The sequence below is a fragment of the Clostridia bacterium genome, from assembly GCA_017405765.1.
In the GTDB taxonomy this organism is placed as follows: Bacteria; Bacillota; Clostridia; order Oscillospirales; family RGIG577; genus RGIG577.
Window position 1 is genome coordinate 1 of sequence record JAFQZS010000028.1, and the last position, 16,571, is coordinate 16,571.

Consider the following 16,571-nt stretch of genomic DNA (forward strand, 5'->3'; position numbering starts at 1 on the left):
GATCCTGTAAGCTCTGCCAGCTCCCGTCGTATCGTTTCAACCAGCGATAGATGCTGTTGCGGCTAACATGGTATCGGTTTGCGGCTTTTGTTGCTCCGTTCTTCTCTGAATACTTGATTACCTGTTGACGGAAATGCGCGCCAGATGCTAAACTGGTCATGGAAATTCATCTCTTTCACGGTTGATTTGGTGTGGTAACTTCATCATACCATGTTCGAGTTGAATTTCCATTCTCTTTTGTCACATATCATTTGTACCATAACAACATTTTAAAGGAGTTTTCTTAAAAATGATGCTTTCACACGAACGCGTAAAAGAGCTGCTTTTTCAGCGCGATCCATTTCTTTGGGTAGATGAGGTAACACAATGCGAACCCGGCAAATATGCCGTTTCCGAAAAGTATATGGATCCCGATCTTCCCATGTTCAAAGGGTACTGCCCGTCGGGCGCCGAGATACCTGCCGTAATACTCGTTGAGGCAATGTCTCAAACGGCAGGGATAGCAACTGCGCTTTTTTTCGAAAGCATGCAGACAAAAGCGGGTATCAGGCTTTTTGCCGGCATAGAGAACGCCCGTTTTTTTAAAAAAGCCTTCCCCGGCTCTACTCTTACATTCAAATCGGTATTGCGCGACCCGCGCGCACGCTTCATATATGCCGACTGCGAGACGTATTGTGACGGCGAGCTTATTGCCCAGGCTACCGTGTCCTTTGCGTTCAAAAAATGACGCCGAAAAAACGGCATTATTTGGTTGACACACGTTCTATATTTTTATATAATGATACCAAATTGACGATTTATTAAAAGGAGATAGGATTTTATGAAACTCGACAACGAACAAGTAAAAAAGCTGTTGCCTCACCGCGATCCTTTTCTCTGGGTCGATGAAGTGCTCGACTGCGAGCCCGGCAAATATGCCGTTGCAACTAAATATATGTCTCCCGATCTTGCGCTCTACAAGGGGCATTTCCCCACCTTTCCGATAACGCCCGGCGTTATAACGGTCGAAGCCATGGCACAGACCGCAGGAATCGCTACCGCGCTCTTAAACACGGGAGATGATCACGAGCCGCGCCTCGGTTTCTTCGCGGGCATCGAGAACGCGCGCTTCAAAAGAAAGATAATGCCCGGAGATACCATGGTAATGAAATCAGTCGTGCGCGACCCGAACGCGCGCTTTGTTTACGCCGACTGCGAAGTGACAGTGAACGGAGAGCTTGCCGCAACGGCCACGATATCGTTCGTATTCGCAAAGCAATAAGATAAAAAAATACATAAAGGAGATGATCTTTTTTTAATGGACGACACGTATGACCGGCTATTGCCGCTTATAAGTATCGCGACAGGTATGGAATCCGATGAGATAACGCCTGCCTTAAGCTTTAAAAAAGACCTGCTTTTAGACTCGCTCGACGCCATTGAGTTTGCGATGGAGCTTGAATATGAAATGGGCGTAAAAATCGAGCGAGAGGATATGTCAAGCATTGTTACAGTAGGCGATCTTATCAGGTATATCGACAATAAACAGTGAAAATAACCTCTTCGGTACGACCGGAGAGGTTATTTTTTCGTTCGGTTTTATGATATGTCAAAAAATTCTCAAAACAGACCTTTATCTTACGGGAACATGCAGCGCATTATCTCGTCTTTCGTTATCGCGCCGAAGAAGGGGCGAAGATTCATCTGCGACAGTATCCCGTCCACGGTCTCTATGTCGTATTTTTGGCCCTCGAGTTTTTCTATCAGCGCGTCGAGGTCGTCCGTGGATAAAAAGTCGCCGTAGAAGCGTATTGATTGTATCTTTCCGTCCTCGAGCATCATTCTTATGTCAACCTCGCCGCCTGCGAAGCGTTCGGCGTTCTTGAAATTCGACTCGGGCGACTCGCCGTAATTCCACGCCCAAGTTGCAAACTTTTCGTCTCTTATCTTTTTTATTGCGGCCTTGTCCTCGTCGGTAAGCTTATACTCCTTATATTCCTGACCTTCAAAAAGCTGCTTCTTCAATATCTCCTTAAAGCCCAGTACGTCAACGTCTTCTTTTATATATTCCTTTATGTTTGTAACGCGGCTTCTTACGGACTTATGCCCCTTGGACTGCAGCTTGCCCGGCTTCACGTTCAAGCATTTTGAAAGAATAGTCACGTCCACATCAAACATGAGCGTACCGTGGAACAAAAGCTTATCCTTATGGATGCGCTGTGCCAGTCCCGAAAATTTTCTGCCGTCTATCGTTATGTCGTTTCTTCCCTTAACTTCGGCGTTTATGCCGAGCTCGGAGAGCGCCTTTACAACGGGAAGCACAAAGAAGTTAATGTCGTCAAGCTTTGAGCTGTCCTTTAAATCTATGAAAAGCGAAAAATTAAGGTTGTTAAGATCGTGGTAGACCGCGCCTCCGCCGGTAACTCTTCGGCACACCTTTATATCATGCTCGTCAACGTATGCGGCGTTTACCTCTTCAAATGCATTCTGGTTCTTGCCTATGATTATGGCGTTGTCGTTTCGCCACAGCGTAAGTATATCCTCTCCCAAATCGAGCTTTGTCAGGATATACTCGTCGCAGGCCATGTTATAATAAGGGTCTACAGAGGTGTTTTCAATATAGATCATCTTCTTTGCCTCCTTTAGATTATACTGTTTTTACTTTAAACTTTTAATGCCTACTATGTCAATAAGAAAAAACATAAATTCTAAAAAGAAGCGTTATTTTTTTATTCGCTGCCGATTTCGTTTATTATATCTACCACCTTTAACCTAAGCTCATACCTTACGCTCGATTGCGGATCGGTTATCATCATAAATGCGCCCTCGCTCAGATTATCCTTAAGATACTCCTTGCTTTCCTTCGCTTCGACTGCCCCGCCGCAAAGCGGCGGAAACATTACGCACCAGAAATTTTGTCCCTCTCCGCGTCCTATAACAACCTTAAGCGCATCATAACGTCCCGCAGGAAGCGTGACGCCGTTATACTCGCGCGTTGGAAAATCAGCGCGTTCAAAGCATGCATGAGCCGTATAATCGTATCCGAGCGCGGATATGGTGTCGTTTGCCAAGCGCTCTATATCTGACAAATGTTCCTTGACAAGCGCCACAAACTCACCCTTATTCTTTGCGCTGCCCGCTATGCGCTGCGTCTCGGTCAATATCGTATCGCGCACCTTAAGCTTTACAAACTGGTCGTCTTCTCTGTCGCTTTCGGCAACGACATGAAGCCGTAGGACAGTATCGGCAACCGAAGAAAGATCGCATGAAAGCGCAAATGCATCGAACGCCGCCGCGGCAGCAAGACCTATAATAAGCGCCGGGAGTATCAGCCTTTTATTTAACTTTGATCTGTTTTTCATAGTGACCTCCGTATGTTGAAAAATAAAAAAAGCGCGCCCACGGCTATTTTGGACACGCTTTTAAAAAAATATTCAATTTACGGTCGTTTTTTCTTGTGAGGTACTATGAATACGTCGTTTACAAGCTTTTTAAGTTCGGCGGCGCACTCTTCGGCTTTCTTTTCATTGTCGAATATCGAAAAAACGGATGGACCGCTTCCGCTCATAGCTGCGCCCATCGCTCCGCAGTCGAGCATTATGCTTTCCAATTCTCTTATTATCTTGTGATTTGACGAGGTAATAGGCTCAAATACGTTAAGCATGCGCCTTGCCACGCCGCCCAAATCGCCTTTTTTAAGCGCTTCCTTCATTCCGGCTGTATCGGGTCGGTATTTCACGCGGCTTAGATCAAGCTTTCCGAAAACGAATTTCGTCGATACGGCCACGTCAGGATGCGCTATAATAAACGTACAGTCCGGCAATTCGGGAAGCGGAGTCAATATCTCGCCTATGCCCTCTGCAAGCGCCGTGCCGCCCACGATGCAATACGGAACATCGGCTCCAAGCGTTTTTCCTATTCGGCAAAGCTCTTCTTTTGATATATTCGTTTCATACAGCGCATTCAGTGCCTTTAATACGCCTGCGGCGTCGGTCGAACCTCCGGCCAGGCCTGCCGCGACCGGTATTCGCTTATGTATCTTTATATCAACGCCCTGAGGCTCGATACCTGAGAACTTATAAAAGGCGACGGCCGCGCGCACGGCAAGATTTCTCTCGTCCGTAGGCAAAAACTCGATAGACGTCGAAAGCTTTATTTTTCCTGTATCGGTTTTTTCCACGCTTATCGTATCATACAGATCAACATCCTGCATCACCATAAGCATATCATGGTAATTGTCTTCGCGCCGTCTTAAAACATCAAGCGACAGATTAAGCTTGGCCTTGGCGTCAATTACTATACGTTCCATAGTTCCTCCGGCTTTTTAAAGTTTCCCTAAAAAGTGTTCTATGCGATCAAGCGACTCCTTAATATGCTCAACGGAATAAGCATAGCAGCATCTTATATGGCCCTCTCCGCTCTCTCCGAACGCATTGCCCGGCACGACGGCCACCTTTTCTTCTCTGAGAAGTCGCTCGGCAAATTCTTCGCTTGAAAGTCCCGTAGATTTTATCGAAGGAAATACGTAAAACGCACCTCTGGGTTCAAAGCATTTAAGACCCATCTTATTGAAGCGCTCATGCATGAGCTTTCTTCTCATATTGTACTGTCCGCACATGTACTCTATATCCTTGTCGCCTTCCTTTAGCGCCTGTACTGCGGCATACTGGCTTACGGTCGGCGCGCTCATTATCGCGTACTGGTGTATCTTCGTCACCTGCTCAAGTATCGGCGCGGGGCCGCATACGAAGCCTATTCTCCAGCCTGTCATGGCGTGAGATTTTGAAAGGCCGTTTATAACTACCGTACGTTCCCACATGCCGTCTATCGAAGCAATGGACGTATGCTTCATGCCGTAAGTAAGCTCGGCGTATATCTCGTCGGAAAGTACCAGTATGTCGGTGCCTCTCAACACCTCGGCTATCTCCTCAAGGTCCTTCTTTTCCATTATGCCGCCCGTCGGATTGTTCGGAAACGGCAGTATGAGAAGCTTCGTCTTGGAAGTTATCTTCTCTTTAAGCTGGCTTGCCGTCAGCTTGAACTCGTCCTCTGCCTTCGTCTCTATCGGCACGGGAACGCCGCCCATCAAAAGCACGCAGGGCTGATAGCACACAAACGACGGCTCCGGAATGAGCACCTCGTCGCCCGGCTCAACGAGCGCGCGTATCGTATTGTCGATGCCCTCGCTTCCTCCTACGGTAACGAGCACCTCGCTTTCGGGCTTATAAGTAAGGCCGTATCTGCGGCTTAAATATGCCGCAGCCTCGGTGCGAAGCTCCAAGAGTCCCCAGTTCGACGTATAATACGTTTTGCCGTCCTGAAGCGACTGTATGCCCGCGTCTCTTATGTGCCACGGCGTTACGAAGTCGGGCTCGCCAACGCCGAGAGATATCGCGTCCTTCATAACGGCAACTATGTCGAAAAACTTGCGTATGCCAGAAGGCTTTATCTGCTTTACCTTTTGCGACAAAAGTCTGTCATAATCCATCATAAACCTATTACCTCTCTTTCATCGTCGGATTCTCTGCCGAAAATCACACCGTTCTCTTTATACTTCTTTAATACGAAGCTCGTCGAAGTGCTCACGACGGCTTCCATCGGGGCAAGCTTCGTTGAAACGAACATCGCCACTTCCTTCATGGTCCTGCCGCGTATAAGCACCATAATGTCAAACGAACCCGACATAAGGTAAACGCTCTCCACTTCGGGATAAGCGTATATGCGCTTTGCTATTTTATCAAATCCCTCGCCGTACTGCGGCGTAACTTTAAGCTCGATCATGGCGACGGTAGACTCGTTTTTTGTTTTATCCCAGTCGATGCACGCCTTATAACCTACGATCACGCCCGTTTTCTCGTATTCCTCACGGGCTCGCGCGACCTCGCTCTCGTTTAAAGAAAGCATTGTCGCTATCTCCTTATCGGTCATGCGGCCGTCTTCTTCCAAAATCTTTAAAATTCGTTCCATGATCTTACTCCCTGTCTCCGGCGGTATATATTTTACCCGTATAACGCTCGCCGCCGGCCGCGTTTGGGTTTTTAATAAATACTATCTTTTTATTTTACATTTTACGCACTTATTTGTAAATACTATTCCTCTATTTTTACAAAAGAGGGCTTTCTTTGTTCAAATACAGTAACATACTCAAATCCGGCTTCAAGTATCATTCTTGCGGCGTCGTCTATACCTGACCCCACATGCGCTCTTTTATGCGCGTCGCTGCCGGTCGTTATTATCTCTCCGCCAAGCTCGCGGTAGCGCTTTATTATATCGAACGGAGGCATCGTATCTCCCAGAACGTTATTGAGTCCCGATGTGTTTACCTCTATTCCGCGGCCTCTCTCAATTACTGTTTTAAGTATCGCGTCTATCTCTTCAGAATAGGCGTTTATATCTATCGTATATCCGTCGCGCTTTATATAGCGAAGAGGATATGTTATATGTCCCAGCACGTCATAATCCGAAACAGCCGCAAGCGTGTGAAGCTCCTTTAAATATTCTTCAAAAAGGCTTTTGCTGTTTTTTTCATCATATTCCACGAAATAAAGATCAAGATCGTTTTTCAGATTATGCACCGAGCCTATTATAAAGTCGAGATTTGTACGCGCAGAGAAAAGCTTGCAAAGCTCAGGTTCAAAATGCATCTGTCCCAATTCAACGCCGTATAAGATCTTTATCTTGTCGCCGTATTTTTTCCTCGCTTCGATTATCTCGCCTTCGCTTTTTTCAAAATCATATGCCATGGGCGTTCTAAGGTCGGAGCATTCGTAATGATCCGTAACGGCAAGCTCCTTTATACCGCGCTCAACGGCGCGGCTCACTATTTTATCGACCGAGATATATCCGTCAAAGCTGTTGTGCGAATGTGTATGGTAATCTATAAGATACATTCGTTTCCCTCCGAAATAATATATGCTGACAATATTATAAATCACTTTGCATCAGATGTAAAATCATTTTGCCCGTGCATTATGTAAGCCAAAGCCGCCTGTAATATCTAACATAGATCAGGTATCTTCGATTATCACATACATCGTATCGGTATCACTGTCGTACAATGCCAGAGTAAAATTATATGACGAACGCGCAAGCAGATCCGTATCGTCGGATGCGTTTGTACTCTTTGAATGACGGTCCTCAAAATAATAATATCCGTTTTCAACATGCGGTACCGTTTGTGTAATACCCGCGCTTTCAAAGTCTATAAGCGGCATTATCATATATTGACCGCTGCCGTCCGAAAAGCCGTAGAGCGCCGTTTTTAGAGTATCGGAAAGCGGCAGGGACTTCCATTTTTCGTTTTCCGCTATGCCGCTTTGCGGCTCGTCGAAGCGTATCACGGCCAAAAGCGTGCCGTCGCCGTGAAATCCGCCGTGGGTGTCCTCCTGTGAAATATTGCCGTTTGAAAGCTGTACTCCCGCTTCGTCAGCAAACGACTGAAGCGTGTTCTTCGCGGTGCATCCGTTCAAAAGAAACGCGGCCGCGCATATCACGGCCAAAAGCGCACATGTCAAAGCTTTATTATTCATTTGTATCCTTCTTTCTGTATTCCAAAAGGTCCCCGGGCTGACAATCGAGCGCCTCGCATAGCTTGGCAAGCGTAGACACCTTTATTGCCTTCGCCTTCCCGTTTTTCAGTATGGAAATATTGGCTATCGTTATGCCCACCTTCTGCGAAAGCTCCGTCACGCTCATTTTTCGTTTTGCAAGCATTACGTCTATATTGAAAATGATATCTTCTTCCATTGCACTCTCCCTATATCGTAAGCTCGTTTTCTTCCTGCAAAAGCGCGGCCTTCATAACAAGATGCGACAGCGCGGCGCTTATCACGCAGACTGCCACGCCGAAGAACACCACGATAAGCGAAGCCAGCGCCACCCCCGGGTGACTTATGCCCGCCATTACGAATATTATATTTACCGCAAAAAACACAAGCGAATCCGCCGCCGTTATAAAAGATATCCATTTAAGATACGCGGCGTTTTTTCTCGAAAAAGACTTGTCGCGCCCTATGTTGTCGGCGATCCTCCATACAAGGAACATATCTATATAGCACGGTATCGCCGTGAGCCAGATAAATATTATCCATGGCTGGTAGGCGCCCGCATATTCGGGGTACTTATCCACCAGCATGTTCCCGTACATTGGTATGACCGCCAGATATATGACAAGGCCGCACACGCCGATAAGGCATATTATCACTTTTAACAGCACCGAAAGCGTCCTCTGTCCCATAACTGCCTCCAAACATGAATTGTTTTGTCCACATGTGCAAGTATATACTTGTTTTTTAATAATGTCAATAACTTTTTATCGTTTTACAATAAATTTTTATTAAATCGCAACGGTTTGCATTTTTCATGGAATTATTATATAATGTAGCATCATATATCACAGGAGGCAGAAAAATGAACGCAGTAATAAGCGTTATAGGAAACGACGCGCGCGGCATAATCTACCGCGTGAGCAAAATCTTATACGAGCACGACGTAAATATACTCGATATCTCGCAAACGATAATGCAGGAGCTTTTCACCATGGTCATGGTCGTCGATATAAGCACGTCAAAAGTCGATTTTATAAAGCTCGTCGAGGAGCTCGACGAACTGGGAAAAGAAATAGGCGTTGAAATACATACGCAGCATTCGGACATCTTTAAATCCATGCACAGAATTTGAGGTGACACCATGCAGGTTTACGATATTATGCAGACTATCCGCATGATACAGCAGGAGCACCTTGATATACGCACCATAACTATGGGCATATCGCTTCGCGACTGCGCACACGAGGATATAGACCGCGTCTGCGACAAAGTTTACGACAAGATAACTACTTACGCCCGCGATCTTGTTTCAACGGGCGAATATATTGAAAAAAAGTATGGCATTCCGATAGTGAACAAACGTATATCGGTAACGCCGATATCCATAGTGGCCGAAAGCTGCCGCTCAAAGGAATACGAAAAGCTTGCGCTCGCGCTTGACCGAGCGGCTGAAACAACGGGCGTAAACTTCATCGGCGGCTACGGTGCGCTCGTTCACAAGGGCTATACAAAGGGCGACGAACGCCTCATAGAATCCATACCCGCCGCGCTTTCCGAAACGAAGCGCGTATGCTCTTTTGTAAACGTGGCGACGACTAAGGCCGGCATAAATATGGACGCCGTGCTCCAGATGGGCGATATAATAAAGGACCTCGCATACAGAACCAAAGACGAGGGCTCGCTCGGCTGTGCGAAGCTCGTCGTTTTCTCAAACGTGCCGGAGGACAACCCGTTCATGGCAGGCGCGTTCCACGGTATCGGCGAGGGCGAATGCGTGATAAACGTCGGCGTTTCGGGGCCGGGCGTTGTACAGAAGGCGATAAAACGCGCGGGCGACTGCGATTTTTCCGAGCTTTCAAATACGATCAAGCGGACTGCCTTCAAAATAACGCGCATGGGCCAGCTCGTGGCGCAAGAGGCGTCGAAAATGCTCGGCGTACCGTTCGGTATCGTCGATCTGTCTCTTGCCCCCACTCCGGCGATAGGCGACTCCGTCGCGCATATTTTAGAGAGTATGGGGCTTGAAGTCACGGGCGCGCACGGCACTACGGCGGCTTTGGCGCTTCTTAACGACGCCGTCAAGAAGGGCGGCACCATGGCTTCGTCGCACGTCGGCGGCCTTTCGGGCGCGTTCATCCCCGTAAGCGAGGACGCGGGCATGATAGACGCGGTGAGCCGCGGCGCGCTCTCTATTGAGAAGCTGGAGGCTATGACGGCGGTATGCTCCGTCGGCCTTGATATGATAGTGGTGCCCGGCGATACGCCCGCGTCGACGATCTCGGGTATTATAGCCGATGAGATAGCGATAGGCGTAGTCAATACAAAGACGACCGCCGTGAGAATTATACCCGCCTACGGCAAAAAGGTCGGCGACAGCGTTGAATTCGGCGGGCTCTTGGGCAGCGGCCCCTGCATGGCGGTAAGCCCGTATTCGTCAGAAGCTTTTGTTCGTCGCGGCGGCAGGATACCCGCGCCGCTTCAAAGTCTGAAGAATTAGGGAATTTAAAAAGACCGAAAGGAGCGATCCTCTCGGTCTTTGTTTGTGTGGGGGGCTAAACAAGGGCGGTTTTGTCCGTATAAGCGAAGCTCAACTTATACACAGCCTCGGGTGCGACGTCTATTTCGCCGTTGTTCCAGGTAATAACGCCGTGAAAAAGCGTGGGCGAGGAAAATATCTTTTCGTCCGAAAGAGGCTCAAAGGCCGGACCCGTCAAAAGCGTTGTATCGAAAATTCTGCGTTCGCCCGTCGAAAAGGTCACAAGCATCATTTTGCCCCTCATCGGCTTTGCCTCGGTCACCTTTATACCTTCGCAAAGCTCTCCCGCATAGCATATGTCATTTTTGATATACATACAGTCACCTCAATTCAACGGCGAAATTTTATCAAAATGTTCGCCTCTTACCGCATGATTCCATGCTTTGTACGCCTCTTCTTCATGAAAGGCAAGCCATCCAGTCACAATTCGAAGCTGTTTCCTCGGGAGCACCCTGCAAGCAGCTCGCCGTCTATAGCTATTACTGCCTCATATTCGCCGTAATAAACGTGTACGTGCGGTTTATTATGCTGCCCTACGTCGTAAAACAGCATATAAATGACCATACCGGCAAATCGGCTTAACTCGGGCATTTGCATTCACCACCAAACTTATATATGTATATATTATCACACACAGAGCAATTTATCAATGTCCCCGCGCCGCCTCAGAGCCTTAAAAATTAGCGGAGTTAAAAAGACCGAAAGGAGCGATCCTCTCGGTCTTTGTTTGTGCGGGGGGGCTAAACATTTTATTGCTCTACGTTATCGCCTCGAAGGTGATGTTGTTCTTCTTCTCGTATTCTTCCGCATAGGAGCCCGCAGGCGCATGGATGGGGAGGCTTTCGCAACCGTAGAACGTATGCCAACCTATGTTTGTCACTACGTCCGATACGTTCACGTCGCCGCCGGAGCCTTCCCGCTTTCGTGCTTCGCGTTAATTTGTCGAATCCTTCAGCTTATGCATTAGCGACGTTCTGCTCGTAACGTCCGCTTTTTTAAAAATATTCATTATATGTGTCTTTACCGTATGGCTTGAAATAAACAGCTGATTTGAAATGTCTTTGTTGGAGTATCCCTTGTCGATAAGGTTGATTATTTCAAGCTCGCGCTTCGTTAAGTCAAATTTGCGCGATATCTCGTTCGGGAAGTCGCTCGTATGAACGACCTGCTTTACGATATAAATGGAGTGCACCGTCTCTATATTATTCGAATTCATCGAGATCAAAAACGAATTCATCTTAAAGCTGTATTCCGTGCTGTCTATGTATATCTTGAAATCCTGATTTTGCGAATTGTTCATCAGTATACTGTTGCCAAGATGGGATATTACGCGCTGCACGTTTTTAGAGGCTGCGTCAGATGAAACTATATTATCGAACTTATCTATCGGGTCGCTTCCCAGCTTGTTTTCAACTATCTCCTGACAATAATCGAACGCCACGCTGTTGCATTCGAGCACTGAGAGCTTTGAGTCCAATATGAGCATGCCTATGGGGAGCCGCTCATAAGAATTTTTCAGTATGCCGTGCTTATATGATATTGAAGAGATATCGAGCGCGATCTTATAGCTCTGAGTTATAAGCGGGCAGAGCGTTTCAAGGATCTTTACTTCCTTCTTTGTGAAATCGCCCTCCTCTTTGTCGCGGAATATGCCGATAGCGCCCAGCTTTACATTACCCGTCACGAAATACATCGTTGCCTGATAATTGGCGTTTATTTGCTTCATAAGCTGAAAATATTCGGTCGTCTGAAATTTTTCTACCGGCATTATATCGCGGATCGTGAGCACAGGCTTGTTCAAAAGCTTTTTCGGCAGGTTGATCGGCTGAAAAATATCGGTCCTGTAATAGTAATCGCTGTAAAGCTTTAAAATACGGCTGTCTATATTGAGCGCAATAAAACTTGTGAAATATTTTTTGTCAACGTCGGGGGGCATAAGCGAGATCTTAGTGAACGAAGGAAAAAAGGTAAGATAATTGTATCCAAAGTATTTTGAAAGCATCAAAAGCATATGGTGCGGAAAATCATTATGCGGCTCTCTCAGCTCGTATAAAAAGTCCATCATTTTTTGATAATCCTTGTTATTCAGTATCATAATTCGCACACTCCGATATGAATTGTTGCAATATATGAAATATTATATCAAAAGTGCAAGCGTTTTTCAATACTTGATAAGAAAAAAGTATTATATATATAGTAAGAGCCTGCGCTGAGGCCGCATATTATATGAGAATAATCCTCAGGCATTAAGAAAAAAGCTGTATCAACGCATATGTTTGCGAAGAAAAATTGTGGCTTCAAGAACCGCGCTCACGCGCGTTTTAAGGTCTTTTAGTCAAAAAGTAGTAGAATATTTCATAAAATATAATAAAAAAAGCTGATTGGATATTAGAATATAATATGAGAAAATTATATTGATATATATTAAGGTATCTTTGTCTACTTTAAACAAAATAATTAAACGGAGGATTTGAATCATGGCAGAAGAAAAAATGGTAACGAAAGACGGAAAAGTAATAAAAGAAACCATACAGATGAAGAGAGGTATGCGTAAGCTTATCGCCGACAACATGAAGGCTTCCAAGCTGAAGGCTCCTCACATGAGCGGTTTCGTACACATGGACGTTACCGGTATGGTTGAATTAAAGAAGAAGTTCAAGGAAAAGGGCTACAAGATCAGCTACACCGAGATACTTCTCAAGGTTGTTGCTATCGCTATCCAGGACGTTCCGATCGTAAACGCTTCCTACAACGTTGAAGCAGAGCAGATCGAAGTTTACGAGTCCGTAAACGTAGGTTTCGCAGTTGCTACTCCTTCCGGCGGCCTCGTTGTTCCGAACATCAAGAACTGCCAGGATCTCAGCATTTTCGAGATCTCCGAAAAGATGAAGGAAATGGTAGAGAGGATCAGAAACAACAAGATGGACTTCAGCTGGTTCCAGGGCGGCACCATCACGGTATCCAGCATGGGTATGTTCGGCATGGACGGCGCATCCCCGATAATCAATATGCCTGAGGCTATGATCATAGGCGTTGGTAAGATCATAAAGATGCCGATGTACGACAAGGATATGAACATCGTTCCGAGAGATATGTGCTACATCTCCACCAGCGCAGACCACTGTGTAATGGACGGCGTTCCGGCTTCCAGATTCGTTCAGAGAATGTCCGAGATCATCGCTGACTGCGAGAGCTACCTCGTTCCCGAATGGCCGGCAAAATAATTTAAGACTTGATCAAATGCAAAAAAGGCGCAGTAGATACTGCGCCTTTTTTATTTGAGCGTGAAAGCGTCCCGAGGTCTGTACTGTATATGCAAAGGCGGTTATTATACCTTCGGGGCACAGCGTCCGTTTCAACTTAACAAATCTTTAGCCGATCATCGGTTATCATAGATCCGCCTGACGCAAAAAGACCGCCCTTTCGAGCGGTCTTTTTGTTTAAGGTTATATTAAGCGTTTAAGCCTTATAAGCTTTTATTACTTAACAACTTCCTTGTTAGCGAAGATTGCGATGATCTCATCGTCGTCGCCATTGTAAGCGAGCGTTACAACCATACCTCTGGTGATGTTGCCAGCTGCATCGGTCGTTGCCTTCTGGAGGTCGCCGAGGCTGCCAAGCGTAGTACCAGCCTGGTTAGTCGTGTTCGGGTTGATTACGAATACGTTTGCGCCGCTTGCGAGCGAGAATACTTCGCCTACGCCTGCATCATATTCTGCGAATATGCCTGCAACTTCGCCTGCACTCCAGAGGTCTGCACCGCTGATCGGCTTAGCGGAAGCGTTTACGTTAGCGTTGGTGATCGGACGGAGGGTTACAGTCTTCTTAGCGCTGTCAACCTTCTCTACAACGTATGCAGCGAGGTACTCGCTGTCAGCGTTGGTCTCGGTCGTCGTCATAGCTGCGGTGGTAAGAGCTCTCATGTTCTCGATGTTGCCGGAAGCGGTTACGTCGAACATGATCATGCCTGCCTTGCGGCCCATCTGAGTCGTCCAGTCGTCGGTCGTGAAGAGATCGTCGTCTGCTACGATGGTGTCGATGTCACCTACACGGCTGGAAAGAACCGTTGCAGCGTCATTGCCGTAAGCGATAGTGTACTCATAGTGATCGCTGAATCTGTCAACGCTTCTGAGGTAACCGATGATATCCTCAGTGTCGGAGGACGAGAAGTGACCCGTGGTGATAACGGTTACGAGTGCCTTAACGTCTTCGCCATCCTTCAGCTTGTAGCCTACTACGTCAGCGCTGGTGCCGCTAACCTTCGGGAAGCTGCCGGTGAGAACTCTAACGGTTGCATTCGACGGAGTAGTACCGTTGATTGCAAATACGAGAGCGTTGTCCTGGATGTTGTACTTCTTGTTGAATACCTGAGTCTTCGTATTGAAGTAGGTCTTGTAATCGCCGGAAGTGTTAACGGTCTCACTGATGTTACCGTAAACATTGAGCTCGGTGATCTGGTTTGCGCTGTTCATCTTGTACTCGCAAAGTGCATACGGCGTGCCGCTTGCTGCGGTAGCTGCTGCCAGCGATGCGGTCAGGTTAGCGTAGTTAAGCGGAACATTGTTAGCGGTTCTGGTCTCGCCATCGCCTGCAAAGTATTCCTTTAAGCCCTTCGTCTTGTTGCCCTTGATTACGAAGTCAACGTCGTTGCCCTTCTCGTCGAAGCCGTAAACGGTGAAGTTTGCGTTCGGACGATCCGGAACGGAAGACTCGATACCATAGAGAACGATGAAGTTGCCGGTGGACATGTCAGCGGATTCTGCGGATGCGATGATGCCGCCGAACTGCTTCGTGTACCACAGATCGAACTCGTCGCCTATTTCAGCGTTGATGGTCGTACCGGAAACGAGATCCTTGTAGTAGGAACCGTTTGCAGACCAAGTTCTGAAGGTAGTGCCGTCGAATACATATCTGTCATGGTCGGAGATCTTTTCAACTTCGAGAGTTGCAAAGTCCATCTTCTGGAAGGTTGCGTAATCGGTATCGCCATAGAGACCTGCTTCGTCAAACTGCGGACCTGCTGCCATTGCCAGGTAGGTTGCAACAGAGGAAGCTGCGCCCTTGGATACAGCGCCGTCGGAGTAGTAGATTACCCAATCGTCTTCGCCTACATCCTCAAGACCATCGTTCCAAGCGTATACCTTGCCGTTATCCGAACGATCAACGGAACCGAAGTTTTCAAGAGTGATAACGTCGCTGTTGATGCTGGAAACTTTGTCAAAGCCGTATACCATTCTGTGGATGATATCATATTTGCCGTTGTTGTCGGTATCGATGAAGGTCCAGCTTACGGGGAGCCATGCACGAATACCTACATACGTTGCAAGGTCAGCCTCGCTCTGTGCTATAACGGCTGCCGTTGCGGTGCTTCTGAAGTCGAGGTTGCCCCAAGCTTCGTTGTTCTCAACGAGGATAACCTGATCGTCAAGCTTTGCCTTGTAGTCTACGTCGTTAAGAGCGTAGGTTATCTGGTGCTTGGTCTGGTCGTCGCCGATAAGACCTCTGATAACGATATGGGGAAGAGTTGCGCTGGTGTTCTGCTTCTCGATTACAGCGTAGATCTTCTGGCCGGAAGCCGTTACCGGATCTTCCTTGAACCAGATCTTAACTTCCTTACCGAGGTAAGAGTTGTCAAGAGAGTAGTCGCCTACCCAAGTGTCGCCGTAATTGCCGTTGTAGTTGGTCCAGTCATTGCTAAGGTCGTCTGCATAGTCAAGTCTGATCTTGCCGTCGCCTGCAGTGCCGCTGCCAGTCCAGTCATAGCTCTCGATAGAGGAGATTATACCTTCCATGGTCTGGAGCTTTAATACGTTCTCAGCGATGGTGGGCTTCTTCGTGGTGTAGATGTTGTTAGCTATTCTCTTGTAGGTTGCGTCGAAGATAGCGTTGTAGGTCAGCTTTGCAACGGAGCCTCTCGGAGCGGGATCGTTTGCGCCGAGGTCTACGCCGTAGTTGATGCCTTCAACAGTTGCTTCTGCGATGTAGCCGTAGGGATAGCTGAGGTCCTTGCCGATGTCAAGACCAAGTGCTCTTGCAAGCATCGTTACATACTCAGCGTAGGTAACGGTCTGATCGGGCTTAAAGGTACCGTCCGGATAACCGTTAATTATGCCCATCTCGGTGCAGAAATTAACGTAACCGCATGCCCAATGCTCTGCCGATACGTCGGAGAACTGGGTGCTGCCCTGGTAGTTCTGTGCTGCGGATTCTTTACCTGCTAAGGTTCTGAAGATAACCGCTGCAGCCTCGCCTCTGGTGATCGTGTTCTCCGGCTTGAAGGTACCGTCCGGATAACCGGTGATAACTTCGATGTCGGAGAGGAACTGTACTTCAGACGAATATGCGTAAGTTGCGGGAACGTCGGTATACTTTGCAGCGCCGGCGCCTACAACACACATAGTCAATGCTAAAGCAAGCACTAACACGAGAGACAATGCTCTTTTGACATTTCTCATATGTCTTTCCTCCTATAAAAAATATTTTTTATATGCAAAGTCAGAGACACTTTG

20 protein-coding genes and 1 pseudogene are annotated in these 16,571 nt (G+C 47.3%); 6 read left to right on the forward strand and 15 right to left on the reverse strand.

Annotation, left to right across the window (positions count from 1 at the left end):
• Positions 1-160, reverse strand: a 160-nt coding sequence (locus IJG50_04590) for a helix-turn-helix domain-containing protein (protein ID MBQ3379129.1), incomplete at its 3' end; no start/stop codon positions are given.
• 129 nt (positions 161-289) lie between these two features.
• Between IJG50_04590 and IJG50_04595 the strand changes: the two genes are divergently transcribed.
• From IJG50_04595 to IJG50_04605, 3 genes are all read left to right on the forward strand, one after another.
• On the forward strand, positions 290-727 hold the full coding sequence (locus tag IJG50_04595; protein ID MBQ3379130.1) for a beta-hydroxyacyl-ACP dehydratase: 438 nt from the start codon (positions 290-292) through the stop codon (positions 725-727).
• A 93-nt stretch (positions 728-820) separates the two neighbouring features.
• On the forward strand, positions 821-1,261 hold the full coding sequence (fabZ, locus tag IJG50_04600) for a 3-hydroxyacyl-ACP dehydratase FabZ (protein MBQ3379131.1): 441 nt from the start codon (positions 821-823) through the stop codon (positions 1,259-1,261).
• Between the two features lie 36 nt (positions 1,262-1,297).
• On the forward strand, positions 1,298-1,531 hold the full coding sequence (locus tag IJG50_04605; GenBank protein ID MBQ3379132.1) for an acyl carrier protein: 234 nt from the start codon (positions 1,298-1,300) through the stop codon (positions 1,529-1,531).
• A gap of 86 nt (positions 1,532-1,617) precedes the next feature.
• On the opposite strand, the gene IJG50_04610 is transcribed toward IJG50_04605, so the two are convergent.
• From IJG50_04610 to IJG50_04650, 9 genes are all read right to left on the reverse strand, one after another.
• Positions 1,618-2,607: a lipoate--protein ligase gene (locus IJG50_04610; GenBank protein MBQ3379133.1), complete on the reverse strand. Its 990-nt coding sequence runs from the start codon at positions 2,605-2,607 to the stop codon at positions 1,618-1,620.
• 101 nt (positions 2,608-2,708) lie between these two features.
• Positions 2,709-3,341, reverse strand: a complete 633-nt coding sequence (locus IJG50_04615; protein ID MBQ3379134.1) for a stage II sporulation protein R — start codon at positions 3,339-3,341, stop codon at positions 2,709-2,711.
• A 77-nt stretch (positions 3,342-3,418) separates the two neighbouring features.
• Positions 3,419-4,288, reverse strand: coding sequence for a 4-(cytidine 5'-diphospho)-2-C-methyl-D-erythritol kinase (locus tag IJG50_04620; protein MBQ3379135.1), 870 nt, complete (start codon positions 4,286-4,288; stop codon positions 3,419-3,421).
• A 15-nt stretch (positions 4,289-4,303) separates the two neighbouring features.
• Positions 4,304-5,467 carry an aminotransferase class I/II-fold pyridoxal phosphate-dependent enzyme gene (locus IJG50_04625; protein ID MBQ3379136.1) on the reverse strand — a complete coding sequence of 388 codons (1,164 nt, stop codon included), beginning with the start codon at positions 5,465-5,467 and terminating at the stop codon, positions 4,304-4,306.
• Positions 5,467-5,946, reverse strand: coding sequence for an Lrp/AsnC family transcriptional regulator (locus IJG50_04630; protein MBQ3379137.1), 480 nt, complete (start codon positions 5,944-5,946; stop codon positions 5,467-5,469). The genes IJG50_04625 and IJG50_04630 overlap by 1 nt, the downstream gene beginning before the upstream one ends.
• 122 nt (positions 5,947-6,068) lie before the next feature.
• The gene (locus IJG50_04635; GenBank protein ID MBQ3379138.1) at positions 6,069-6,869 is read right to left on the reverse strand and encodes a histidinol-phosphatase HisJ family protein; all 801 of its coding nucleotides are present in this window, start codon (positions 6,867-6,869) and stop codon (positions 6,069-6,071) included.
• A gap of 117 nt (positions 6,870-6,986) precedes the next feature.
• Positions 6,987-7,508, reverse strand: a complete 522-nt coding sequence (locus IJG50_04640; GenBank protein MBQ3379139.1) for a hypothetical protein — start codon at positions 7,506-7,508, stop codon at positions 6,987-6,989.
• Complete coding sequence (locus tag IJG50_04645) at positions 7,501-7,725, reverse strand: helix-turn-helix transcriptional regulator (protein MBQ3379140.1); 225 nt, start codon at positions 7,723-7,725, stop codon at positions 7,501-7,503. The genes IJG50_04640 and IJG50_04645 overlap by 8 nt, the downstream gene beginning before the upstream one ends.
• Positions 7,726-7,735: 10 nt before the next feature.
• Positions 7,736-8,215 (reverse strand): DUF2975 domain-containing protein, encoded by a 480-nt coding sequence (locus IJG50_04650; protein MBQ3379141.1) that lies wholly within the window; start codon positions 8,213-8,215, stop codon positions 7,736-7,738.
• Between the two features lie 173 nt (positions 8,216-8,388).
• On the opposite strand from IJG50_04650, the gene IJG50_04655 reads away from it, so the two are divergent.
• Both IJG50_04655 and IJG50_04660 read left to right on the forward strand, forming a co-directional pair.
• On the forward strand, positions 8,389-8,658 hold the full coding sequence (locus tag IJG50_04655) for an ACT domain-containing protein (protein ID MBQ3379142.1): 270 nt from the start codon (positions 8,389-8,391) through the stop codon (positions 8,656-8,658).
• A gap of 9 nt (positions 8,659-8,667) precedes the next feature.
• The gene (locus IJG50_04660; protein MBQ3379143.1) at positions 8,668-10,023 is read left to right on the forward strand and encodes a PFL family protein; all 1,356 of its coding nucleotides are present in this window, start codon (positions 8,668-8,670) and stop codon (positions 10,021-10,023) included.
• A gap of 55 nt (positions 10,024-10,078) precedes the next feature.
• Here the strand turns inward: IJG50_04660 and IJG50_04665 are convergent, their stop codons facing one another.
• The 4 genes and pseudogenes from IJG50_04665 to IJG50_04680 all read right to left on the reverse strand — a co-directional run bounded on the left by IJG50_04665 (position 10,079) and on the right by IJG50_04680 (position 11,548).
• Positions 10,079-10,378: a DUF2442 domain-containing protein gene (locus IJG50_04665; GenBank protein ID MBQ3379144.1), complete on the reverse strand. Its 300-nt coding sequence runs from the start codon at positions 10,376-10,378 to the stop codon at positions 10,079-10,081.
• 9 nt (positions 10,379-10,387) lie between these two features.
• Positions 10,388-10,653: pseudogene (locus tag IJG50_04670) on the reverse strand (DUF4160 domain-containing protein).
• Positions 10,654-10,819: 166 nt separating this feature from the next.
• Positions 10,820-10,960, reverse strand: a complete 141-nt coding sequence (locus IJG50_04675) for a hypothetical protein (protein ID MBQ3379145.1) — start codon at positions 10,958-10,960, stop codon at positions 10,820-10,822.
• Between the two features lie 36 nt (positions 10,961-10,996).
• Positions 10,997-11,548, reverse strand: coding sequence for a helix-turn-helix transcriptional regulator (locus IJG50_04680; GenBank protein MBQ3379146.1), 552 nt, complete (start codon positions 11,546-11,548; stop codon positions 10,997-10,999).
• A gap of 991 nt (positions 11,549-12,539) precedes the next feature.
• Here IJG50_04680 and IJG50_04685 point away from each other — a divergent pair.
• Entirely contained in the window at positions 12,540-13,286 is a 747-nt protein-coding gene (locus IJG50_04685) for a 2-oxo acid dehydrogenase subunit E2 (protein ID MBQ3379147.1), read from the forward strand.
• Positions 13,287-13,541: 255 nt separating this feature from the next.
• Here IJG50_04685 and IJG50_04690 read toward each other — a convergent pair whose 3' ends face one another.
• The gene (locus tag IJG50_04690) at positions 13,542-16,517 is read right to left on the reverse strand and encodes an S-layer homology domain-containing protein (GenBank protein ID MBQ3379148.1); all 2,976 of its coding nucleotides are present in this window, start codon (positions 16,515-16,517) and stop codon (positions 13,542-13,544) included.
• Positions 16,518-16,571: the final 54 nt, after the last annotated feature.

What these genes read in the sequence shown, in the direction of transcription:
- IJG50_04595 (MBQ3379130.1), top strand. Translation starts at nt 290, where the DNA reads ATGATGCTTTCACACGAACGCGTAAAAGAGCTGCTTTTTCAGCGCGAT.
- fabZ (MBQ3379131.1), top strand. Translation starts at nt 821, where the DNA reads ATGAAACTCGACAACGAACAAGTAAAAAAGCTGTTGCCTCACCGCGAT.
- IJG50_04605 (MBQ3379132.1), top strand. Translation starts at nt 1,298, where the DNA reads ATGGACGACACGTATGACCGGCTATTGCCGCTTATAAGTATCGCGACA.
- IJG50_04610 (MBQ3379133.1), bottom strand. Translation starts at nt 2,607, where the DNA reads ATGATCTATATTGAAAACACCTCTGTAGACCCTTATTATAACATGGCC.
- IJG50_04615 (MBQ3379134.1), bottom strand. Translation starts at nt 3,341, where the DNA reads ATGAAAAACAGATCAAAGTTAAATAAAAGGCTGATACTCCCGGCGCTT.
- IJG50_04620 (MBQ3379135.1), bottom strand. Translation starts at nt 4,288, where the DNA reads ATGGAACGTATAGTAATTGACGCCAAGGCCAAGCTTAATCTGTCGCTT.
- IJG50_04625 (MBQ3379136.1), bottom strand. Translation starts at nt 5,467, where the DNA reads ATGGATTATGACAGACTTTTGTCGCAAAAGGTAAAGCAGATAAAGCCT.
- IJG50_04630 (MBQ3379137.1), bottom strand. Translation starts at nt 5,946, where the DNA reads ATGGAACGAATTTTAAAGATTTTGGAAGAAGACGGCCGCATGACCGAT.
- IJG50_04635 (MBQ3379138.1), bottom strand. Translation starts at nt 6,869, where the DNA reads ATGTATCTTATAGATTACCATACACATTCGCACAACAGCTTTGACGGA.
- IJG50_04640 (MBQ3379139.1), bottom strand. Translation starts at nt 7,508, where the DNA reads ATGAATAATAAAGCTTTGACATGTGCGCTTTTGGCCGTGATATGCGCG.
- IJG50_04645 (MBQ3379140.1), bottom strand. Translation starts at nt 7,725, where the DNA reads ATGGAAGAAGATATCATTTTCAATATAGACGTAATGCTTGCAAAACGA.
- IJG50_04650 (MBQ3379141.1), bottom strand. Translation starts at nt 8,215, where the DNA reads ATGGGACAGAGGACGCTTTCGGTGCTGTTAAAAGTGATAATATGCCTT.
- IJG50_04655 (MBQ3379142.1), top strand. Translation starts at nt 8,389, where the DNA reads ATGAACGCAGTAATAAGCGTTATAGGAAACGACGCGCGCGGCATAATC.
- IJG50_04660 (MBQ3379143.1), top strand. Translation starts at nt 8,668, where the DNA reads ATGCAGGTTTACGATATTATGCAGACTATCCGCATGATACAGCAGGAG.
- IJG50_04665 (MBQ3379144.1), bottom strand. Translation starts at nt 10,378, where the DNA reads ATGTATATCAAAAATGACATATGCTATGCGGGAGAGCTTTGCGAAGGT.
- IJG50_04680 (MBQ3379146.1), bottom strand. Translation starts at nt 11,548, where the DNA reads ATGCTCATATTGGACTCAAAGCTCTCAGTGCTCGAATGCAACAGCGTG.
- IJG50_04685 (MBQ3379147.1), top strand. Translation starts at nt 12,540, where the DNA reads ATGGCAGAAGAAAAAATGGTAACGAAAGACGGAAAAGTAATAAAAGAA.
- IJG50_04690 (MBQ3379148.1), bottom strand. Translation starts at nt 16,517, where the DNA reads ATGAGAAATGTCAAAAGAGCATTGTCTCTCGTGTTAGTGCTTGCTTTA.